The sequence below is a fragment of the Streptomyces sp. NPDC050549 genome, from assembly GCF_040655035.1.
GTDB lineage: Bacteria > Actinomycetota > Actinomycetes > Streptomycetales > Streptomycetaceae > Streptomyces.
Window position 1 is genome coordinate 304,765 of the sequence record NZ_JBFAJD010000003.1, and the last position, 16,998, is coordinate 321,762.

The window sequence follows — 16,998 nt, forward strand, 5'->3', positions numbered from 1 at the left end:
GCGACGTATGGCCAATCTTCACCGGTGGCGGGACGATGCGCCCACATTGAACCGCTCCGGGGGACGAGGAGGCCGGTCATGGCGGATCCGGCGATGAGTGTGAGCCCGTACTGGGAGTTGACCTTCGACGCCGACGGGGACGTCGACCAGGTGGAATGCGATCGTCTGCTGCGCGAAGTGCGGCAGCGCGGGGTCTGCGACCTGATCGTGTTCTCGCACGGGTGGAACAGTCGGCGTGCCGGTGCGACGCAGCTCTACAGCCGCTTCTTCGCACCGATTCCGAAGCTCGCGCCGAAGGCCCGCATCGGGTACGTGGGCGTGATCTGGCCATCGATGGAGTTCCCGGACCAGCCGATCCCGGACTTCCCGCACACACCTGCCGCCGCGGCCGGGCCGGCGGCGGCTCCGGCTCTCGACGACGACACCCGGCACGCGCTGCTCGAAGCCTTTCCGGGCAACGCGGCGCCGATCGACCAGATCGCCCGCATGCTGGACCAACAGCCCGCCCAGGATGCCGAGTTGGAGGAGTTCGGGCGGCTGGTGCGGACGCTCGTGGAGGTGGTGCCGGCGGGACCGCAGGCGCAGTTCGGGGCGGACACGATGGCGGAGGGGCTGCCGCAGTGCGAGCCGCGGATGCTCGCCGTCGGCTGCACGGCCGAGGTCTGCGACCAGTTCGCGCAGGCTCTTGAACATCTCGCGTCGCCTCAACCACCGCGCGCCGGCGCGGAGTTCACACTGCCGAACCCCTGGAAGGGGGCGCGGGAGCTGCTGCGGCAGGCGGCGTACTACGCGATGAAACGGCGCGCGGGTACGGTCGGCGAGCGCGGGCTCGGTCCGGTGATCGGGCGGCTCGCGGGGGTGGCGCCGGAGGTGCGGGTGCATCTCGTGGGGCACAGTTTCGGCGGGCGTCTGGTGTCGTTCGCGCTGAGGGGTCTGCCCGAGGGGGTGCACTCGGTCAAGTCGGTGACGCTGCTCCAAGGGGCCTTCTCGCACTACGCGTTCGCGTCCAGGCTGCCTGACGACGCGCGCACCGGGGGTGTGCTGCAGGGGCAGCAGAACCGGGTCGACGGTCCGCTGGTGTGCTGCTACTCGCACTTCGACTCGGCTCTGGGCACGATCTATCCGCTGGCCTCGCGGATGACGGACGACGAGTGTTCGTTCGCCGCGTTCGAGATCGACCGGGTACTGGGCGACAAGTGGGGCGCAATGGGCCACGACGGGGTGCGGGCGGTGCCCGGCACCCAGTCGCTGAGCCTGAATGAAGCCCTCAACTCACCGCTGCCGACGTCGGGTTGTGTGAACGTCGACGTCTGTGCGGTGGTGTGCCACGGTGGCGCCCCGAACGGGGCGCACAGCGACATCGTGCACCCGGAGCTGGCCCGGGTGGTGCTGGCGGCGGGCCGGATCGGCCGGCCCGCCGCCGCTCAGGCGTCACCGGTGTGACGTGTACTCCACCACTTGCTGGAAGGTGGGCCGGTTCTGCCAGCTGATGTTGTAGTGCTTGATGCCGCCCAGGGTGCGCTGGACGATCGAGTCGGCGCACCACTGGTCGCCCGCCGAGCACAGGGAGTCGCCGGGGTAGACGGTGGACGCGCTGGTGCCGGCCGCCGTCTTCAGGGTGCTGATGAGGATGTCCCGGCAGGCGCTGAGGCTGCCGCCGCCGCAGTACTGCTCGGCGAGCGGTCCGGAGACGGTCTGCCCGAGCACCGACCGGATGTCCTTGTCGACGTAGCTCCACCAGCCGTACTGGAAGGAGCTCCCGGCGTGCGACCCGGTCGGGCCGTGGGCGGCCGAGGGGGTCTCGTCGATGTACAGGTTGTTGGTGAACGCGGTGTACAGGCTGTCACCGAGGCCGGGCTGGAACTCGGCCTTCACCAGCAGCGGCCACCAGGCGTCGAGGATCCGGATGGCGTCGGAGTTGGCGTAGGTCTTGGACCCGGCCGAGGTCTCCGTGCGCTTGCCTCCCGCGGTCAGCCAGGTCTGCAGCTTGGTGACGGCCGCTGCCGCGGTGGTGTCCGTGACCGTACTGCTGTTGACGACCTCCAGGAGGTCGGGCAGTACGTCCTCGGCGCGCAGGTCGGTGAGCGAGGCGTCCGACATGGCCTTCACCAGCGAGGTTCTGGTGACCCCGCCGGCCGCGACGAGTTTCTTCACCCGGTCGTCGAGGAGGTTGCCGCGGTGGACGGAGCCGTCTCCCCAGCTGGCTGTCGTGTAGTTGAGGGCCTGTTTGTTGTTCCAGGAGATGTAGTAGTCCTGGTCGATGGAGTTGGGGTGCGCGGAGGCCGGGGTGTAGTCGGAGGTGTTGGTGGTGGGGTCCCAGTTCTGCCACTCGTAGGCGGCCTGGCCCCAGACCGGGAACTCGGGGTCGACACCGCTGGCCCGCACCGGGTTGTTGCCGCTGTTGTAGTACGCGGTGTGCTGGGAGTCGGCGTAGAACCAGTTGAACGTGAAGTTGATGTGCTGCGCGGCGGTCTGGAAGGTCTGCGGACTCTTCACGTAGTCCGGGTCGTTGAGCATCTGGAAGCCGATGATCGAGTCGGCTTCATGCATGTACGAGGAGCGCAGGGTGGTGTAGGCGACCTTTTTCCCGCCGACGGTGGCCCGGTATTCGACGGGTCCGTACTTGGTCTTCCACACTCTCATCGTGTACGACCCGGCCGCGGTGCCGTCGGCCGTGGTGGGCTTCCAGGAGTTCTTCTGCTCGATCTCGTCCATGGCCGTGCAGGTGCCGTGGAAGAGGTAGTGGTAGTCGTCCGTGCAGAGTTCGACGGCGTAGGAGTCGATGATGTCCTGGCCGGAGGTGGTGGCGGACCACGAGTAGTCCTGGCCGCGGCCGAGTTCGACGTACATGCTCAGGCCCGCGAAGGAGGCGCCGCGGGCACTGATGCCCGGCCCCTGGATCTCCTGGAGCATGAGCAACTGGGGTGCGAAGTAACCCGTTTGGGGTCCGAAGACGGCGATCGGGTGGCCGCTCGCGGTGTACTTGCCGCTCACCACAAGGGCGTTGGACATCCCGCGCTTGGCGGAGCTGAGGGCGGTCGCGGTGGCCGCCGCGGAGGCGGCGGAGGCGCTCTGGTCGGCGCCGGTGCCGGTGGCGTCGTAGACGAGTGGCTCGGTCGTCACCGAACCGGAGTCCGGCAGCGCCTCGCCCTGTGCGGTGGTGGGCTTGGTGCCGTACGGGAAGCTCTCGCCGTTGTGGACGGTGAGGACGGCCTCGGGGTCGTTGCGTTCGCGGAAGGACTCCCAGACCTTGGTGCCCTCCGTCACGCCGTACTTCTCCTGGGCGGCGAGCAGGGAGATGGCGTTGTTGACCTCGCCGCCACCGCCGGAGCCGAACAGGGTGCCGATGACGGAGGCCAGCGCGACCAGGTCGGTGATCTTGAAGTGGTCGATCGTGCCGGCGTTGGTGATCGAGTCCTTGTGGCCGGTGAGGACGTACTCACCGGGGAAGTAACGGCCGCTGTCCGAGGCGTCGATGTAGGCGTTGATGCCGGCCAGGTAGGCGTTGGCGTCGGCGAGGGCCTGCTGGCCGCGGGCGCCGTTGTTGGCGACGGCGTTGTCGATCTGGGACTGCAGCTCGGCCTCGGAGTACGGGGCGTTGCGGTAGAACTCCTGCTCAAGGCCCTGGTTGGAGGTGGCGCCGCCGGCGAAGGTGGTCAGCTGGCCGCGTCCGACGTGCCGGAAGACGTCCATCAGCCACAGCCGGTCCTCGGCCGCCGCGTAGCCGGCGCCGTACTCGGTGCCGTAGCGCGTGGTGCCTGTGATGTGCGGCACACCGGTCGCCTTGTCGCGGACGATCGTCACATCGGTGCGGCCGCTCGGGTTCTCGGTCGAGGCGACCTGGTCGGAAGCGACCCCGAACGACGCGTCGTTGAAGAAGGTGTTGATCTTCGCGTCGGTCAGCGTGGAGGCGCCCGTGGCCAGGTTGGCGTAGGGGCCGAGCTGGTCCTCGGCATGCGCGGGCTGGGAGCCGAAGGCCTGGTTGAGGAGGATCTGGGCGAGGGTCGCGTTGCCGTTCTCGCCGGCCGGGAGGATGTCCGAGCACTGGCCGCCGCAGTAGTCGTTCGAGGCGGTCGCGGCCGTGGCGGTCCCCTGGGCAAGAGGAGACAAAAGGGCGGCAATGAGGGCGCATACGGATGCGGCCTTCAGGAACCCGGGGAATCTGCCGGGAGTTCTCAGTCTGTCGAGCAAGTTACGTGGGGTGCGCCGAGGCATGGCGGCTCCTACCGACGGGGGTGTGGCGGGACGTTACCGCCGGTATCCCCGGGATTGAAGATGAACATGCGTCAAGTTTTGGATGAGCAGCAGCGACTTATGGGGGCCATCGGAAATCGGATGGAGCCAAATCGCTTGTCGATACGTCTATTCGGCGACGTCCGTACGACGACGCCGAGGTGACCGAAGTACAGGTGCAGGTGTGACGGAGGTGCAAGGCGATGGCCGGTTTCCGGAGTCTGGCGAGACAGGTGCGAGACCCTCGGTGCGATCTGGCGCTGCGGCGCTACTCGCTGCGCAAATGCCTTGAGCGGTTCGCCCCTTATGGGCACAGGGCGACCTGGGACCACTTGAGCTCCCGGGCCGGGTTCGGACCCGAGGACCGCTCCCCCGACCCGGCGCGGCTCGTGGCCGCACTGGACGAGTTGGAGGAGGCGCGCAAGGTCTGGCTCGCCTATGAGGTCGAGTTCGCCGAGCGCCGCAAGAAGGAGAAGCACGACGGGCTGCGCCGCCCGGGCAGCGTGGACGACTGGCACCGGCTGACCTGGGGCGGCTTCGGTGTCGCCTGGTGCGACGACCCCCGTCTCCACCCCCATGAACCACTGGCCGAGGTGCTGCGACGGCTGATCGCCGCCCTGGAGCGCGAACCGGGTTCCGTGTGCCCGGTGTGCGCCGGGGAGCGCCTCCTGTGGAAGTACGACCTGGCCCACGAACCGTCCTCGGGCCCGGTCTGCACCGACTGCGGCATCGTCGTCCCGCGTCCGGTGCTCACGCCCGAGGCCCTGGCGTACGCCAGGCGCGGACGGTTGCTGATGTCGGCCTGAACCGGGGCAAACGAAGAAGGGCGCCAGGGGTGCGCCGGGGATGCCGCACCCCCTTTTGACCGAGCCGGTTTGCCCTTGCTCCCGCAACGGCCGAGGCTGCCGACGGCGATCCGTCGACAGCCCCCAAGTGGTGCGCCGCAGGCGCCAGCCGGCCTTCCAGACGTCGGCGAAACTTCCGCCGGAGATCGAGCCCGGCTGGGCCCTCACGGCGGAGCTGCTGCTCTTCGTCATGACGATCTCGTTCGGCGAGTAGGTGTCCAGGTTGCTGCCGTTGGCCTTGGCGCCGGTGAAGGTCACGGTGCCGAAGTTGGCGAGGCTCGCGACCGAGCCGCCGACCTCGGGGGCCTCGGCGATGACCTCGGCGGAGGCGTTCTTGAAGCCGGACGAGCCCGCGTGCGTGGTGGTCCTGGTCCAGCCCTCGGTGGAGTCGGCGAGGGTCATGGTGAAGGTGGAGCCGGTGTAGGTCACGGTCGCGGTGAACTTGTCGCCGCCCTTGACGGTGACCCCGGAGTACGCGCTCTCGGAGGCGGGCAGCACCTCCCACCAGGCGCCATAGGTGGCCTTGCCGCCGATGCAGTCGGCCTCCGTACCGGTCTGCTCCAGCGCGGAGTTGCTGTAGCCGTCGAGGCCGACCCAGAAGGACGAGTACGTCGTGGCCGAGGAGCAGGTGACGGTCGGCTGGGTCCAGGACGAGGTCACCGACGTGTAGGCGCCGGTCGAACCGATCGCCGCGTAGCCGGACCAGTTGGTCGACGAGACGGTGGCGTTGACCTTGCCGGGCTTCGCGGGCCCGCGCAGGGTGTGGCTCTCGTGGCTCGCTATCGACTGGGTGAGCTGGGCGGGGGTGTGCGAGGCGGCGCTCGGCGCGGCGGCGAGGGCGGCGGTGAGAGCGGCTGGGGCTCGCGACCCGAATGGGCCTGGAGGACACGCTGTTCCTGCCGGACGGCGAACGGGCCCTGTCCAACGCCCGGTTGGTCGCCGAGGCGCTGGTCCAGTACGGAGGTCACGACGGCGCCGCGTAACAACTGACGGCCACCGTCCGATGCGGGCTCCATCGCTGCTCGACCGTGGCCATCAGCTCCCAGCCCAGCCGCTCGTACAGGGCGGCCGCCGCCGTATCGGACGTGACGACGTCGAGCACCGGGTGCAGTCCATGACGCCCCGCCTCCTGGACCGCCCGGCCGATCAGCAGTGCGCCGATCCGCCGCCCCCTCGCCCGCGGGGAGACGAACAGTCTGCCGACCACGGCGGTCGTCCCCGGCTGCGTCCCCTTCCGCTCGCTCCACAACACGGGTGCCAGATCGCCTTCGCCGACACGCGACAGACTGACGTGCCCGACGAGGCGGCCTTCGAGTTCGGCGACCCAGGAGCCCAGCGAGGGACCGTGTGTCAGCCACTCACCGGGCCGATCGGGCCAGTTGACCGGATAGCCGTCGTGCGCGTGGACCTCCGCGAGAATCCGCACGCACTCCTCGACATCGCCGTCGGCCCTCTCCCGGATGTTCACTCCGGAATGGAAACACAGGCCGCAGCGTCACGACCAACCGGTTTCGACGCCGGCCCTAGCAGCCGGTATTCCCCTCGCTCAACCCGTTTCGTATCAGGACAGTTGAGGGCGATGAAACCCAGCTGAGGAACCCGAGGAGTCCCGATGTCGACGCTGCGCGTCACCGCCGAAGTGCTGACCGTCCACGAACACCCGAACGCCGACGCCCTCGAACTGGCCCAGGTCGGCCTGTACCGGGCCGTCGTCGCCAAGGGCGCGTACCGCACCGGTGACACCGCCGTCTACATCCCCGAGCAGTCCGTGCTCCCGGCCGCGCTGATCGAGGAGCTGGGGCTCACCGGACGCCTCGCGGGGAGCAACGCCGACCGGGTCAAAGCCGTGCGCCTGCGCGGTGAGCTGTCGCAGGGCATCGTGTGCCGGCCCAAGGCGCTCGCGGACGTGGACCTGGCCCGGGCCGCCCTGGACGGCACCGACTTCGCGGAACTGCTCGGCATCGTCAAGTGGGTGCCGCCGATCCCGCCCACCATGAGCGGCGACGTCGAGTCCGCGCCCGATCTGCTGCCCTGGGTGGACATCGAGAACATCCAGCGGTTTCCCGGGATATTCGAACCGGGCGAGGCTGTGGTCCTGACCGAGAAACTGCACGGCTCGGCCTGCCTGCTCACCTACTTCGCCGAGGACGGCCGCGTCCAGGTCTCCTCGAAGGGCTTCGGCGCCAAGTCCCTTGCCCTGAAAGAGGATCCGCGCAATCTGTACTGGCGGGCGGTCCTCGGCCACGCCGTCCCCGAAGCCGCCGCCCGCCTCGCCGAACGACTCGGCGCGCGCCGGGTCGGCGTCTTCGGCGAGGTCTACGGCGCGGGCGTGCAGGACCTCACCTACGGCGCCGACGGACGACGCAGCACGCTCGGGTACGCGGCGTTCGACGTCTCCGCCGAGATCGACGGAGCGGTGCGCTGGCTGGACGCGGCCGAACTCCTCGACGGAGAGCTGCCGTTGGTGCCACGCCTGCACGAGGGGCCGTACGACATCGGACGGGTGCTGGAGGTCGCGAGCGGACGGGAGACCGTGTCCGGGCGGGAGCTGCATCTGCGGGAGGGCGTCGTGATCCGCCCGGCCGTGGAGCGGTACAGCCCCGTGACCGGCGGCCGGGCGATCGCCAAGGCGGTGAGTGCCGCGTATCTGACGCGGAAGGGCGGCACCGAGTACGAGTGAGGCCCGGCGCCGGGCCTCAACCGCGCTTCCCGGGACCGGGATCCGGCGTCCGGTCCCGGGGAGCGCGGCCCTTTCGGCGTTCTCCCGGTTCCGTCATCAGCCGTGAACCCGCACCCCGTTCGCCGACCACGTCGCCCGGGTTGGACAGGACGCAGGTCGCCAGGGACAGGCAGCCACAGCCGATGCAGTCGGTGAGGTGGTCGCGGAGGCGGTTGAGCTGCTTGATGCGTTCGTCGAGTTCGGAGCGCCAGGCCTCGGAGAGGTGGGCCCAGTCCTCACGGGTCGGGGTGCGCTCCTCGGGGAGTTCGGCGAGCGCCTCGCGGATGGTGGCCAGCGGGATGCCGACGCGCTGGGCGGCCCGCACGAAGGCGACCCGGCGCAGGGTGTCACGGGTGTACCGGCGCTGGTTGCCCGTGGTGCGGCGGCTGCCGATCAGACCCTTGGCCTCGTAGAAGTGCAGGGCGGAGACGGCGGCACCGCTGCGCGCGGCGAGCTGGCCGACGGTCAGCTCGTGGATCTTCTCGGGAATCTGGGGCACCCCTCGAACCCTACCCATCCAGCGGCACAGGTGTTCCGTTGACAGCGGCCCGGCATGCGACCATGCTAAGCAGTTGCTTAGGTATGTCGGGACAGATGATGCTGGATGACGTGAGAGGCCGGGACATGGCAGAGCCGAGGATCTTCACCTCCGTCGACGACCTGCGGGCGGCGGTCGGGGAGCAGTTGGGGTACACCGACTGGTTGGAGGTGGACCAGAAGCGGATCGATCTGTTCGCGGACGCGACGGGCGACCACCAGTGGATCCACGTGGACCCGGAGAAGGCGGCGGCCGGCCCCTTCAAGACGACGATCGCGCACGGCTATCTCACCCTGTCGCTGCTCCCCCTCTTCGGACCGCAGCTGATCAAGGTCGAGGGCGTGAAGATGGGCGTCAACTACGGGACGAACAAGGTCCGTTTCCCCGCCCCGGTCCCGGTCGACTCCCGGCTGCGCGCCACCGCGACGATCACCGGCGTCGACGACGTGCCGGGCGGCGTCCAGGTGACCGTCGCCTTCACCGTGGAGCGCGAGGGCGGCGACAAGCCGGTGTGCGTGGCCGAGTCGGTGTCCCGCTACTACCTCTGAGCGGCCGAATCCCGCACAACAGCGGCTAGTTGGCCCCCACCATCCGCAGTACGAGGTCGGCGTAGAGCGCGCCGACCTCGTCGGGCGTCCGGGGTCCGTCGAGGCTGAACCAGCGGGCCACGTCGATGCACAGCGACAGGATCGCGAGGGTCGTGCCCTTCACGTCCGGCACGTCGAAGGAGCCGTCCGCGACCCCGTCCTCGACGATCCCGCGCACCTCGGCGTCGACCTGCCGGCGCAGCGCGAGGATCTCGGCGCGGGCGTCCGGGCCGAGCGAGTCGAGTTCGTACTGCACGACCCGCGCGGTGGTACGACCGCCCGCGTGCCAGCGCACGAAGGAGCTCACGGCGTCGGCGAGCCGCTCGGCGGCGCTGCCCTCGCGCGCCGCCGCCGTACGCAGGATGTCGAGGGCCTTCTCGTGGCCGATCCTGCTGATCCGGTGGAGCAGCTCTTCCTTGGTCTTGTAGTGGATGTAGAGCGCGGCCGGGCTCATGCCGGCGCGGCCCGCGATGTCCCGGGTGGTCGTCGCGTGGTAGCCGCGCTCGGCGAAGGCCTCCACGGCGGCGATCAGCAGCCGCCGGGCCGCGTCGGGCGTGACCTCTGCCCAGGCCTGCGGGTCGCCCGCGGTCGTCTCCTCCGCCGTACTCATCGCTCGTAAGCCCCTCTCGATGACTGGGGCTCCACCATACCGCCGAACCTGAGCGAGCGCTTAGTCTCCCCGCTCAGAGCTTTTCGAACGGGTTGTAGGTGCCGCGTGCCCCCTCCTGCCGGTCCCGGATCACCTTGGCGAGGGTGAAGGAGGAGGTGACCAGATACAGGACGGCGATCGCGAGGAAGGCCCGCACCCAGGCGTCGGCCTGCAGCTTGAAGATGCCGATGGCGGTCGCCGCGATGGCTACGGAGAAGGACGCGACGGCCTGGCCGTAGAAGGCGGCCGTGTTCTGCGGTTTGCCCGATGCTTCGCTCATGGGGACAAGCGTCCGCTCCTACGGCCGCCACCACATCCGTCGGCGTACTCAGCTGACGTACTCAGAACGCCGAAATCCCCGTCAGCGCACGCCCGATGAGCAGTTTCTGGATCTGGCTGGTGCCCTCGTAGAGCGTCATCACGCGGGCGTCGCGCAGCAGCTTTCCGGCCGGGTACTCGTCGATGTAGCCGTAGCCGCCGAAGACCTGGAGCGCGTTGTTCGCGGCGCGCACGGCGGCCTCCGAGGCGAAGAGCTTGGCCTTGGAGGATTCGGTGGCGAACGGCAGGCCGCGGTCGATGAGGTCGGCGACCCGCCAGGTGAGCAGCCGGGCCGCGTCCACGTCGACGGCGATGTCGCTGATGAGTTCCTGGACGAGCTGGTGGTGGGCGATGGGCTTGCCGAACTGCTCGCGCTCACCGGCGTAGCGCACGGCCACGTCCAGCGCGGCCTGGGCGATGCCGACACAGCCCGCCGCGACCGACATCCGCCCCTTGGCCAGCGCCGACATGGCGACGGAGAAGCCCTTGCCCTCGGGGGCGAGCATGGCGGAGACGGGGACACGGACGTTGTCGAGGACCAGTTCGGCGGTGGCCTGGCCGCGCAGGCCGAGCTTGCCGTGGATGGTGCGGCGGGTCAGGCCGGGGGTGTCGGTGGGCACGAGGAAGGCGGAGACGCCCTTGTGGCCGGGCGCGTCCGTGGAGCGGGCGAAGAGCAGCACCACGTCGGCCCAACTGCCGTTCGTGATGAACATCTTGGTGCCGTTGACGACGTAGTCGTCACCGTCCCGGACGGCCCGGGTGGTGAGGTTGCCCGCGTCGGAACCGGTGCCGGGTTCCGTGAGCCCGAAGCAGCCGACGTACTCGCCGGAGGTGAGCCCCGGCAGCCAGCGCCGCTTCTGCTCCTCGCTCCCCCAGGCCGCGATCGACTTGGCGACCAGGCCGAGCGACACGGAGACGATGCCGCGCACGGAGGAGTCGCCGCGCCCGAGTTCCTCGGTGACCAGGCAGTACGCGAGATGGTCACCGCCCGAGCCGCCGTACTCCTCGTCGATGGTCAGACCCAGGAAGCCGACCCCGCCGAGCTTCTTCACGATCGACCGGTCGACCTCCTCGGCGCGGTCCCAGGCGATGACGTGCGGGGCGATCTCGCGGTCCACGAAGTCCTCGGCGAGCTGCCGTACAGCCTGCTGCTCCTCGCTCAGTCCCAGGTCCATCGCGCGTCACCCCAAGTGGAAGGCCGTACATCGACTGCTGCACATTGACTACTGCACATTTAAATTAGCACTGCTAGTTTCGGTCTCGCAGCCCTACTATGTGCGCCATGGCCCGACCGCGCAAGCCCCTCCTCAGCACCGACCGGATCGTCGGGACGGCTCGCATGCTGGTGGACTCGGAAGGGCTGGCGGCCGTCTCCACGCGTCGGCTCGCCGCCGAACTGGGGGTGAGCGGGCCGTCCCTGTACAACCACTTCCGCACCAAGGACCAGATCCTGGAGGCGGTCGCTGACTCGGTGAGCGCGCAGGTCGACCTGTCGATGTTCGAGGACGGGCGCGACTGGCGTACCGCGCTGCACGACTGGGCCGTTTCCTATCGGTCCGCGCTGCGGGATCACCCGAACATCGTGCCCGTGCTCGCGACCGGTCCCGGTCGGCGGCCGGCGGGGTTGCGGCTCGCTGACGCGGTGTACGGCGGGATGGTGGACGCGGGGTGGCCGCCGGCGCAGGCGACGTCGATCGGGGCGTTGATGCGGTACTTCATCATGGGGTCGGCGCTCGGGTCGTTCGCCGGGGGGTTTGTGGGCGATGCGAGCGCGTACGACCCTGCCGACTACCCGCACCTCGGGCAGGCCCATCTTCTTGCCGAGCAGCAGGAGAAGATCGACGAGCGGGCTTTTGAGGTGGGGTTGACCGCGCTGCTTGACGGGTTGGAGGGGCAGTTCTCGGAGATGCAGCGCGGGGGTTAGGTTCTGTCGTTTGCCGGGTGCGGGTCCGTTGCGGCTGGTCGCGCAGTTCCCCGCGCCCCTGGGGGATCGCGCCTGCCGTAACTCAAAGGGATCCGAAGTACGCCTTCGGCAGGTACGCCGACACCACCCAGTTCGGGGTGTCCACCACCTCTGTGATCCTCAGGTCCACCGCCACGCTGCACAGGACGTACGCGTCGATCGGGGCGAGGCCGTAGCGGCTGCCGAGGTGGTCGATCATCGCGCGGGTCGCATCCCGGGCCGCACTCATGAGATCCGCTGCCACGCCCATCGTGGCGTAGTGGCCGGCGCGGTCGGCGTCGGTGCGGAGTGGGCCAGCCGTTTCGAATCGGGAGGCCGCGATCCGGCGGCCCTTGTGCAGGCGGATGCGGGCCGCGCCCGACAGGGACGCCTCGATCGCGCTGACGCACAACTCGCCGTCGCCCTGGGCCGCATGGGGGTCGCCGAGGCCGAGGCGGGCGCCGGGTACCTGGACCGGGAGGTAGAGCTTGGTGCCGACGACCAGGTCCTTGCAGTCCACGTTGCCGCCGAAGTGGCCCGGCGGCAGGACGCTTTGGGGTTCGGTGACGTCCGGACAGACCCCAACCACCCCACAGAAGGGGCGGATCGGGATGTCGGCCACGTCGAGGAAGTTCGCCCTGTCGCCGCCGCTCAGGTCCCACAGGCGCAGATGCGCGTCGGGGAAGTCCTCGCCGAGCAGGCCGAGTCCGGGGAGTACGGCCGTCCAGCCCCAGTCCACCGAGCGCAGTTCCAGGAACTCCACCTCCAGTACGTCGCCCGGCTCGGCGTCCCTGACCACGATCGGCCCGGCCAGCGGATAGACCCGGTCCCAGTCGAGACCCGCGACCGCGTCGACGGTCGACGCCGGGTCGAACTGGCCGTCCGTGGCCTCGGCGAGGCCGAACGACACGGTGTCCCCGTCCTCGACCTCCAGCACCGGCTCGTGCTCGGTCGACCACAGGCGATGCACGCGCTTCGGTACGGGGTGGTGGCCCATCGGACCGTCCTCACCTGTCGGCACTGGTGCCGGACTCTGCCCCCTCCGACCAAGCCGACGTCCAGCCTAAATGGCAATAATTCTGACCTCATAGGCAGCATTCTCGCGCCCCGAGCCTGCCGTCCGATTTCCGCTAGCATCGCCGTCCCGCCCCGCCTAGCCTCGGGCCATGAAGAAACCCCTCCGCCCCGCCGAAGCGACCGCCGCCGCGGCCGCCGTCGTCACCGTCGTGCTGTGGGCCTCCGCCTTCGTGTCCATCCGGAGCGCCGGAGTCGCCTACTCGCCGGGGGCCCTGGCCCTGGGGCGGCTGGCGAGCGGGGCGCTGGCGCTGGGGGTGCTCTGTCTCGTACGGCGGGAAGGGGTGCCGCCCCGGTCCGCGTGGCGGGGGATCGCGATCTCGGGCGCGCTGTGGTTCGGCTTCTACATGGTCGTCCTGAACTGGGGCGAGCAGCAGGTCGACGCCGGTACCGCCGCTCTCGTCGTGAACATCGGGCCGATCCTCATAGCCCTGCTCGGCTCACGGCTGCTCGGTGACGCGATGCCGCCGCGGCTGCTCGCGGGCATGGCGGTCTCCTTCGCCGGTGCGGTGACCGTGGGGCTGTCGATGTCGGGCGAGGGCGGTTCGTCCGTGCTCGGCGTGGCGCTGTGTCTGCTCGCGGCGGTCGCGTACGCCGGCGGTGTCGTCGCCCAGAAGCCGGCCCTCGGCCGAGCCAGCGCACTCCAGGTGACGACGTTCGGGTGTCTCATCGGGGCGGTGCTGTGCCTGCCGTTCGCGGGGCAGCTCGTCCAGGAGGCGGGCGACGCGCCCGTCTCCGCCACGCTCAACATGGTCTACCTGGGCATCTTCCCGACCGCCCTCGCCTTCACCACCTGGGCGTACGCCCTCGCCCGTACGACCGCCAGCCGCATGGGCGCGACGACGTACGCCGTGCCCGCGCTGGTCGTCCTGATGTCGTGGCTGGCGCTCGGCGAGGTACCGGGGCTGCTCACCCTGGCGGGCGGGGTGCTGTGTCTCGCGGGTGTGGCGGTGTCGCGGTCCCGGCCGCGTGCGCAGTCGGTGGCGGAGGCGGAGGCGGAGCAGTCCACCGCCACCGCCTCCGACCCGGAGCCCGAACAGGTGCCGTAGGCAAGGGAGTTCAGAACACCACCAGCGCCCGGCCGCCCTTCCCCGCCACCATGTTCTCGAACGCCGCCGGAATCCCGGCCAGTTCGATCCGTTCCGTCACCAGCGCGCCCAGGTCCAGACGTCCGGCCCGCACGTGTTCGGCCAGTACCGGCAGGTCCTTGGCCGGGTCGGAGTTGCCGTAGACGCAGCCGCTCAACGTCCGTCCCCAGTGGAAGAGTTCGAGGGCGTTGAAGGTGACCTGCTGGTCCTTGCCGCCGATGCCGACGACCGTGGTGCGGCCGCCCCGGCGGGTGGACTCCCAGGCGGTGCGGATGGTGACCGCCCGGCCCACGCACTCCACGGCGACGTCGACGCCCTGTCCTCCGGTCAGGGCGCGGATCTCGCGGGCCGTGTTCTCGGAGGCGACCACGTAGTCCGTCGCTCCGGCCGCGCGCGCCAACTCCTCCTTCTCCGGGGAGACATCGACGGCGACGATCTTCGCGGCGCCCGCGATCCGGGCCGCCTGGAGCGTCGAGAGGCCCACTCCACCCACCCCGAACACCGCGACCGTCTCGCCCTCCCTCACCCGCGCCGAGTGGTGGACGGCGCCGCAGCCGGTGAGGACGGCGCAGCCCAGAAGTGCCGCGTCCGTCAGCGGGATTCCGTCCGGGAGGGGGAGGACACAGGCCGCCGATACGACCGTCTCCTCGGCGAACGCGGCGACGTTCAGGCCGGGGTGGAGGTCGGTGCCGTCGGAGGCGCGGTGGGCGTAGACGCCGGCGGCGCCGTTGAGGGCGTTGGCGCAGAGCCAGACCTCGCCGAGAGCGCAGGCGTGGCAAGTGCCGCAGGACGGGGCCCAGTTGAGGACGACGCGGTCGCCGGGTGCGATGTGGGCGACGTCCTCCCCCACGGCCACTACCGTGCCCGCGCCCTCGTGACCGAGGACCGCGGGGACCGGCACGCGCATGGTGCCGTTGGTCAGGGACAGGTCGGAGTGGCAGACCCCGGCGGCGGCGAGGCGGATGCGGACCTGGCCGGGGCCGGGGTCCGGGAGGTCGATCTCGGCGATCTCCAGCGGAGCGCCCACGGCGGGCAGTACGGCTGCGCGGACCATGCGAACACTCCTCAGAACTGAAGGGACTTGGTCTGGAGGTACTCGGACAGCCCGTGCGCACCGAGTTCCCGGCCCACACCCGACTGCTTGTAACCCCCGAACGGGGCACGGGGGTTGAAGCGTCCGCCGTTGATGTCGACCTGCCCGGTCTCCAGCCTCCGTGCGAACGTGACCGCTTCCGCCTCCGCACCGGCCCACACCGCACCCGCCAGGCCGTAGACCGTGCCGTTGGCGATGCGCGCGGCGTCGTCCTCGTCGTCGTAGCGGAGGATGGACAGGACCGGCCCGAAGATCTCCTCCTGGGCGATCGTCATGTCGGGGGTCACGTCGGCGAAGACGGTCGGGGCGATGAAGTAGCCCTGTTCATAAGGGGTTTCGAGGCCTCCGGCGACCAGCCGTGCGCCCTCCGACACGCCCTTCTCGATGTAACTCCGCACCCTGGCTTGCTGTTTGGCGTTCACGACCGGGCCGATGCGGTCGCCGTACTTGGCGGCGGCCGTCACGGCCAGCTGCACCGCCTCGTCGTACTGGTCGCGGTGGACCAGCATGCGGGTCCAGGCACTGCACGTCTGGCCGGAGTTGGACATCACGTTGGCGACCCCGACGTTGACGGCCTTGGCGAGGTCGGCGCTCGGGAGGATGACATTGGCGGACTTGCCGCCGAGTTCGAGGGCGACCTTCTTGATCGCGGCGCCCGCCGTGGCACCGATCTGGCGGCCCACCGCCGTGGAGCCGGTGAAGGAGACCAGGTCGACGCCCGGGTGCTCGGCGAGGGCCTGGCCGGCGATCGGGCCGCGGCCGGTGACGAGGTTGAAGACGCCTGCCGGGATGCCCGCCTCGTCGACCGCCTCGGCGAACAACTGGGCGGTGAGGGGGGTGTCTTCGGCCGGCTTCAGCACCACCGTGCAGCCCGCCGCGAGGGCGGGGGCGACCTTGGCGACGATCTGGTGGAGGGGGTAGTTCCAGGGGGTGATCGCGCCGACCACGCCGATCGGCTCCTGATGGACCGTCGAGTTGCCGACCTTCTCCTCGAAGGCGTGGGTCGCGGCGAGTTCGGCGTAGGAACCCGCAACCGCGATCGGCACGTCCGCGTGGACGGCCCGGGAGAAGGCGAGCGGGGAGCCCAGTTCGGCGGTCACCGTCTCGGCGATCTCGTCCCTGCGGGTCACGAGGACGTCCCGGAGGGCGGTCAGGCGCGCGGCCCGTTCGGCGGGCGGGGTGGCGGCCCAGCCCGGGAGGGCGGCACGGGCGGCACGTACGGCGGTGTCGATGTCCTCGGCGGTGCCGGCCGGGACACGGTCGATCACCTGCTCGTCGGCCGGGTTCACCACGTCGATGGTCTCCCCGCTCGCGGCGGGGCGCCAGGCGCCGTCGATGTACATGCCGTCGTGTGCCTTCATCGTGCTGCCTCCCGGGCGTGACTGCGTCGTCCGCCTCACAAACTAGCGGTGTTAGTTTTCCGGCGCCAGAGACCCCGGGTCACGGGTGCGTGGCCGGGTCAGAAATCGGCCCGGGTCCGGTCGTCCACCCGGCCCACCACCTCCTGCGCGAAGGCCTTCTCGTACGCCCGCCGGACCTCCTCGATCTCCCGGTCGCTCACACCCGCCGCCGTCACCGGATACAGCAGGATCAGCTCGTAGGACCGCTCCTTCTCGATCCTCCCGTTCGCGTCCCGCCACTGCCCGCGCCCGTTCTGCACGGTGAGCCCGTCCGGGAAGTCCGGCGTGACCTCCTGGTCGACAAAGGCCATGAACTGCCGGTCGGTGACGGCCGGTCCGCCGTCCGGCCGCTCGGTACCGAAGAAGAGCTGCGTCTCGACGTACGGCGTTCCACGCGTCGGCGCGGGGCCGGTGTCCGCGTCAAGGCTTGCGTAGGCGGTCGGGGCCGCGGCGGCCAGGAGGAGGCCGGCGAGTGCGAGGGCTGCCCGGTTTCGGGTGAGGCGCACGTTCAT

At 70.1% G+C, this 16,998-nt stretch carries 17 protein-coding genes and 2 pseudogenes; 8 read left to right on the forward strand and 11 right to left on the reverse strand.

The window, feature by feature from the left end; all coding sequences use genetic code 11:
• Window positions 1-78 precede the first annotated feature (78 nt).
• Window positions 79-1,443, forward strand: coding sequence for a serine-threonine protein kinase (locus tag AB0I51_RS07490; protein ID WP_362972388.1), 1,365 nt, complete (start codon window positions 79-81; stop codon window positions 1,441-1,443).
• On the opposite strand, the gene AB0I51_RS07495 is transcribed toward AB0I51_RS07490, so the two are convergent.
• On the reverse strand, window positions 1,432-4,215 hold the full coding sequence (locus AB0I51_RS07495) for a penicillin acylase family protein (protein WP_362972390.1): 2,784 nt from the start codon (window positions 4,213-4,215) through the stop codon (window positions 1,432-1,434). The two genes, AB0I51_RS07490 and AB0I51_RS07495, sit on opposite strands and share 12 nt — an antisense overlap.
• A 221-nt stretch (window positions 4,216-4,436) precedes the next feature.
• Between AB0I51_RS07495 and AB0I51_RS07500 the strand changes: the two genes are divergently transcribed.
• Together AB0I51_RS07500 and AB0I51_RS07505 are read left to right on the forward strand one after the other, a co-directional pair.
• Window positions 4,437-5,039 carry a hypothetical protein gene (locus AB0I51_RS07500; protein ID WP_362972392.1) on the forward strand — a complete coding sequence of 201 codons (603 nt, stop codon included), beginning with the start codon at window positions 4,437-4,439 and terminating at the stop codon, window positions 5,037-5,039.
• 127 nt (window positions 5,040-5,166) lie between these two features.
• On the forward strand, window positions 5,167-5,292 hold the full coding sequence (locus AB0I51_RS07505) for a hypothetical protein (protein WP_362972394.1): 126 nt from the start codon (window positions 5,167-5,169) through the stop codon (window positions 5,290-5,292).
• A gap of 44 nt (window positions 5,293-5,336) precedes the next feature.
• On the opposite strand, the pseudogene AB0I51_RS07510 reads toward AB0I51_RS07505, so the two are convergent.
• Window positions 5,337-5,738, reverse strand: a pseudogene (locus tag AB0I51_RS07510) (G1 family glutamic endopeptidase); the annotation flags it as partial.
• A gap of 191 nt (window positions 5,739-5,929) precedes the next feature.
• Between AB0I51_RS07510 and AB0I51_RS07515 the strand changes: the two are divergent.
• A pseudogene (locus AB0I51_RS07515) lies at window positions 5,930-6,061 on the forward strand (3-keto-5-aminohexanoate cleavage protein); the annotation flags it as partial.
• On the opposite strand, the gene AB0I51_RS07520 reads toward AB0I51_RS07515, so the two are convergent.
• Window positions 6,043-6,504 carry a GNAT family N-acetyltransferase gene (locus AB0I51_RS07520; protein WP_362972533.1) on the reverse strand — a complete coding sequence of 154 codons (462 nt, stop codon included), beginning with the start codon at window positions 6,502-6,504 and terminating at the stop codon, window positions 6,043-6,045. The pseudogene AB0I51_RS07515 and the gene AB0I51_RS07520 overlap by 19 nt on opposite strands.
• A 186-nt stretch (window positions 6,505-6,690) precedes the next feature.
• On the opposite strand from AB0I51_RS07520, the gene AB0I51_RS07525 reads away from it, so the two are divergent.
• Entirely contained in the window at window positions 6,691-7,758 is a 1,068-nt protein-coding gene (locus AB0I51_RS07525; protein WP_362972396.1) for an RNA ligase (ATP), read from the forward strand.
• Between the two features lie 16 nt (window positions 7,759-7,774).
• Here the strand turns inward: AB0I51_RS07525 and soxR are convergent, their stop codons facing one another.
• Window positions 7,775-8,296 carry a redox-sensitive transcriptional activator SoxR gene (soxR, locus tag AB0I51_RS07530; RefSeq protein WP_362972398.1) on the reverse strand — a complete coding sequence of 174 codons (522 nt, stop codon included), beginning with the start codon at window positions 8,294-8,296 and terminating at the stop codon, window positions 7,775-7,777.
• A 125-nt stretch (window positions 8,297-8,421) separates the two neighbouring features.
• Between soxR and AB0I51_RS07535 the strand changes: the two genes are divergently transcribed.
• Window positions 8,422-8,883, forward strand: coding sequence for a MaoC family dehydratase (locus tag AB0I51_RS07535; protein WP_362972400.1), 462 nt, complete (start codon window positions 8,422-8,424; stop codon window positions 8,881-8,883).
• 25 nt (window positions 8,884-8,908) lie between these two features.
• Here AB0I51_RS07535 and AB0I51_RS07540 read toward each other — a convergent pair whose 3' ends face one another.
• The 3 genes from AB0I51_RS07540 to AB0I51_RS07550 form a co-directional block, all read right to left on the reverse strand.
• On the reverse strand, window positions 8,909-9,532 hold the full coding sequence (locus AB0I51_RS07540; RefSeq protein WP_093624869.1) for a TetR/AcrR family transcriptional regulator: 624 nt from the start codon (window positions 9,530-9,532) through the stop codon (window positions 8,909-8,911).
• Between the two features lie 73 nt (window positions 9,533-9,605).
• On the reverse strand, window positions 9,606-9,851 hold the full coding sequence (locus AB0I51_RS07545; RefSeq protein ID WP_019066249.1) for a YiaA/YiaB family inner membrane protein: 246 nt from the start codon (window positions 9,849-9,851) through the stop codon (window positions 9,606-9,608).
• Between the two features lie 61 nt (window positions 9,852-9,912).
• A complete protein-coding gene (locus AB0I51_RS07550; protein ID WP_362972403.1) occupies window positions 9,913-11,064 on the reverse strand; it encodes an acyl-CoA dehydrogenase family protein in 1,152 nt (383 codons plus the stop codon).
• Between the two features lie 107 nt (window positions 11,065-11,171).
• Between AB0I51_RS07550 and AB0I51_RS07555 the strand changes: the two genes are divergently transcribed.
• Window positions 11,172-11,813, forward strand: coding sequence for a TetR/AcrR family transcriptional regulator (locus AB0I51_RS07555; protein WP_362972405.1), 642 nt, complete (start codon window positions 11,172-11,174; stop codon window positions 11,811-11,813).
• 82 nt (window positions 11,814-11,895) lie between these two features.
• Here the strand turns inward: AB0I51_RS07555 and AB0I51_RS07560 are convergent, their stop codons facing one another.
• Complete coding sequence (locus tag AB0I51_RS07560; protein ID WP_362972407.1) at window positions 11,896-12,828, reverse strand: acetamidase/formamidase family protein; 933 nt, start codon at window positions 12,826-12,828, stop codon at window positions 11,896-11,898.
• 169 nt (window positions 12,829-12,997) lie between these two features.
• Between AB0I51_RS07560 and AB0I51_RS07565 the strand changes: the two genes are divergently transcribed.
• Window positions 12,998-13,954 (forward strand): DMT family transporter, encoded by a 957-nt coding sequence (locus AB0I51_RS07565; RefSeq protein ID WP_362972409.1) that lies wholly within the window; start codon window positions 12,998-13,000, stop codon window positions 13,952-13,954.
• Between the two features lie 10 nt (window positions 13,955-13,964).
• Here AB0I51_RS07565 and AB0I51_RS07570 read toward each other — a convergent pair whose 3' ends face one another.
• From AB0I51_RS07570 to AB0I51_RS07580, 3 genes are all read right to left on the reverse strand, one after another.
• Complete coding sequence (locus AB0I51_RS07570) at window positions 13,965-15,047, reverse strand: Zn-dependent alcohol dehydrogenase (protein ID WP_362972411.1); 1,083 nt, start codon at window positions 15,045-15,047, stop codon at window positions 13,965-13,967.
• An 11-nt stretch (window positions 15,048-15,058) separates the two neighbouring features.
• The gene (locus AB0I51_RS07575; protein WP_362972413.1) at window positions 15,059-16,447 is read right to left on the reverse strand and encodes an aldehyde dehydrogenase family protein; all 1,389 of its coding nucleotides are present in this window, start codon (window positions 16,445-16,447) and stop codon (window positions 15,059-15,061) included.
• 98 nt (window positions 16,448-16,545) lie between these two features.
• The gene (locus AB0I51_RS07580; RefSeq protein ID WP_362972415.1) at window positions 16,546-16,998 is read right to left on the reverse strand and encodes a DUF3574 domain-containing protein; all 453 of its coding nucleotides are present in this window, start codon (window positions 16,996-16,998) and stop codon (window positions 16,546-16,548) included.

Bases quoted from the DNA above. Each gene is read 5' to 3' on its own strand.
- AB0I51_RS07500 (WP_362972392.1), top strand. From the start codon at position 4,437: ATGGCCGGTTTCCGGAGTCTGGCGAGACAGGTGCGAGACCCTCGGTGC.
- AB0I51_RS07575 (WP_362972413.1), bottom strand. From the start codon at position 16,447: ATGAAGGCACACGACGGCATGTACATCGACGGCGCCTGGCGCCCCGCC.
- AB0I51_RS07580 (WP_362972415.1), bottom strand. From the start codon at position 16,998: ATGAACGTGCGCCTCACCCGAAACCGGGCAGCCCTCGCACTCGCCGGC.
- AB0I51_RS07550 (WP_362972403.1), bottom strand. From the start codon at position 11,064: ATGGACCTGGGACTGAGCGAGGAGCAGCAGGCTGTACGGCAGCTCGCC.
- AB0I51_RS07535 (WP_362972400.1), top strand. From the start codon at position 8,422: ATGGCAGAGCCGAGGATCTTCACCTCCGTCGACGACCTGCGGGCGGCG.
- AB0I51_RS07490 (WP_362972388.1), top strand. From the start codon at position 79: ATGGCGGATCCGGCGATGAGTGTGAGCCCGTACTGGGAGTTGACCTTC.
- AB0I51_RS07555 (WP_362972405.1), top strand. From the start codon at position 11,172: ATGGCCCGACCGCGCAAGCCCCTCCTCAGCACCGACCGGATCGTCGGG.
- AB0I51_RS07570 (WP_362972411.1), bottom strand. From the start codon at position 15,047: ATGGTCCGCGCAGCCGTACTGCCCGCCGTGGGCGCTCCGCTGGAGATC.
- AB0I51_RS07495 (WP_362972390.1), bottom strand. From the start codon at position 4,215: ATGCCTCGGCGCACCCCACGTAACTTGCTCGACAGACTGAGAACTCCC.
- AB0I51_RS07560 (WP_362972407.1), bottom strand. From the start codon at position 12,828: ATGGGCCACCACCCCGTACCGAAGCGCGTGCATCGCCTGTGGTCGACC.
- AB0I51_RS07545 (WP_019066249.1), bottom strand. From the start codon at position 9,851: ATGAGCGAAGCATCGGGCAAACCGCAGAACACGGCCGCCTTCTACGGC.
- AB0I51_RS07540 (WP_093624869.1), bottom strand. From the start codon at position 9,532: ATGAGTACGGCGGAGGAGACGACCGCGGGCGACCCGCAGGCCTGGGCA.
- AB0I51_RS07525 (WP_362972396.1), top strand. From the start codon at position 6,691: ATGTCGACGCTGCGCGTCACCGCCGAAGTGCTGACCGTCCACGAACAC.
- AB0I51_RS07565 (WP_362972409.1), top strand. From the start codon at position 12,998: ATGAAGAAACCCCTCCGCCCCGCCGAAGCGACCGCCGCCGCGGCCGCC.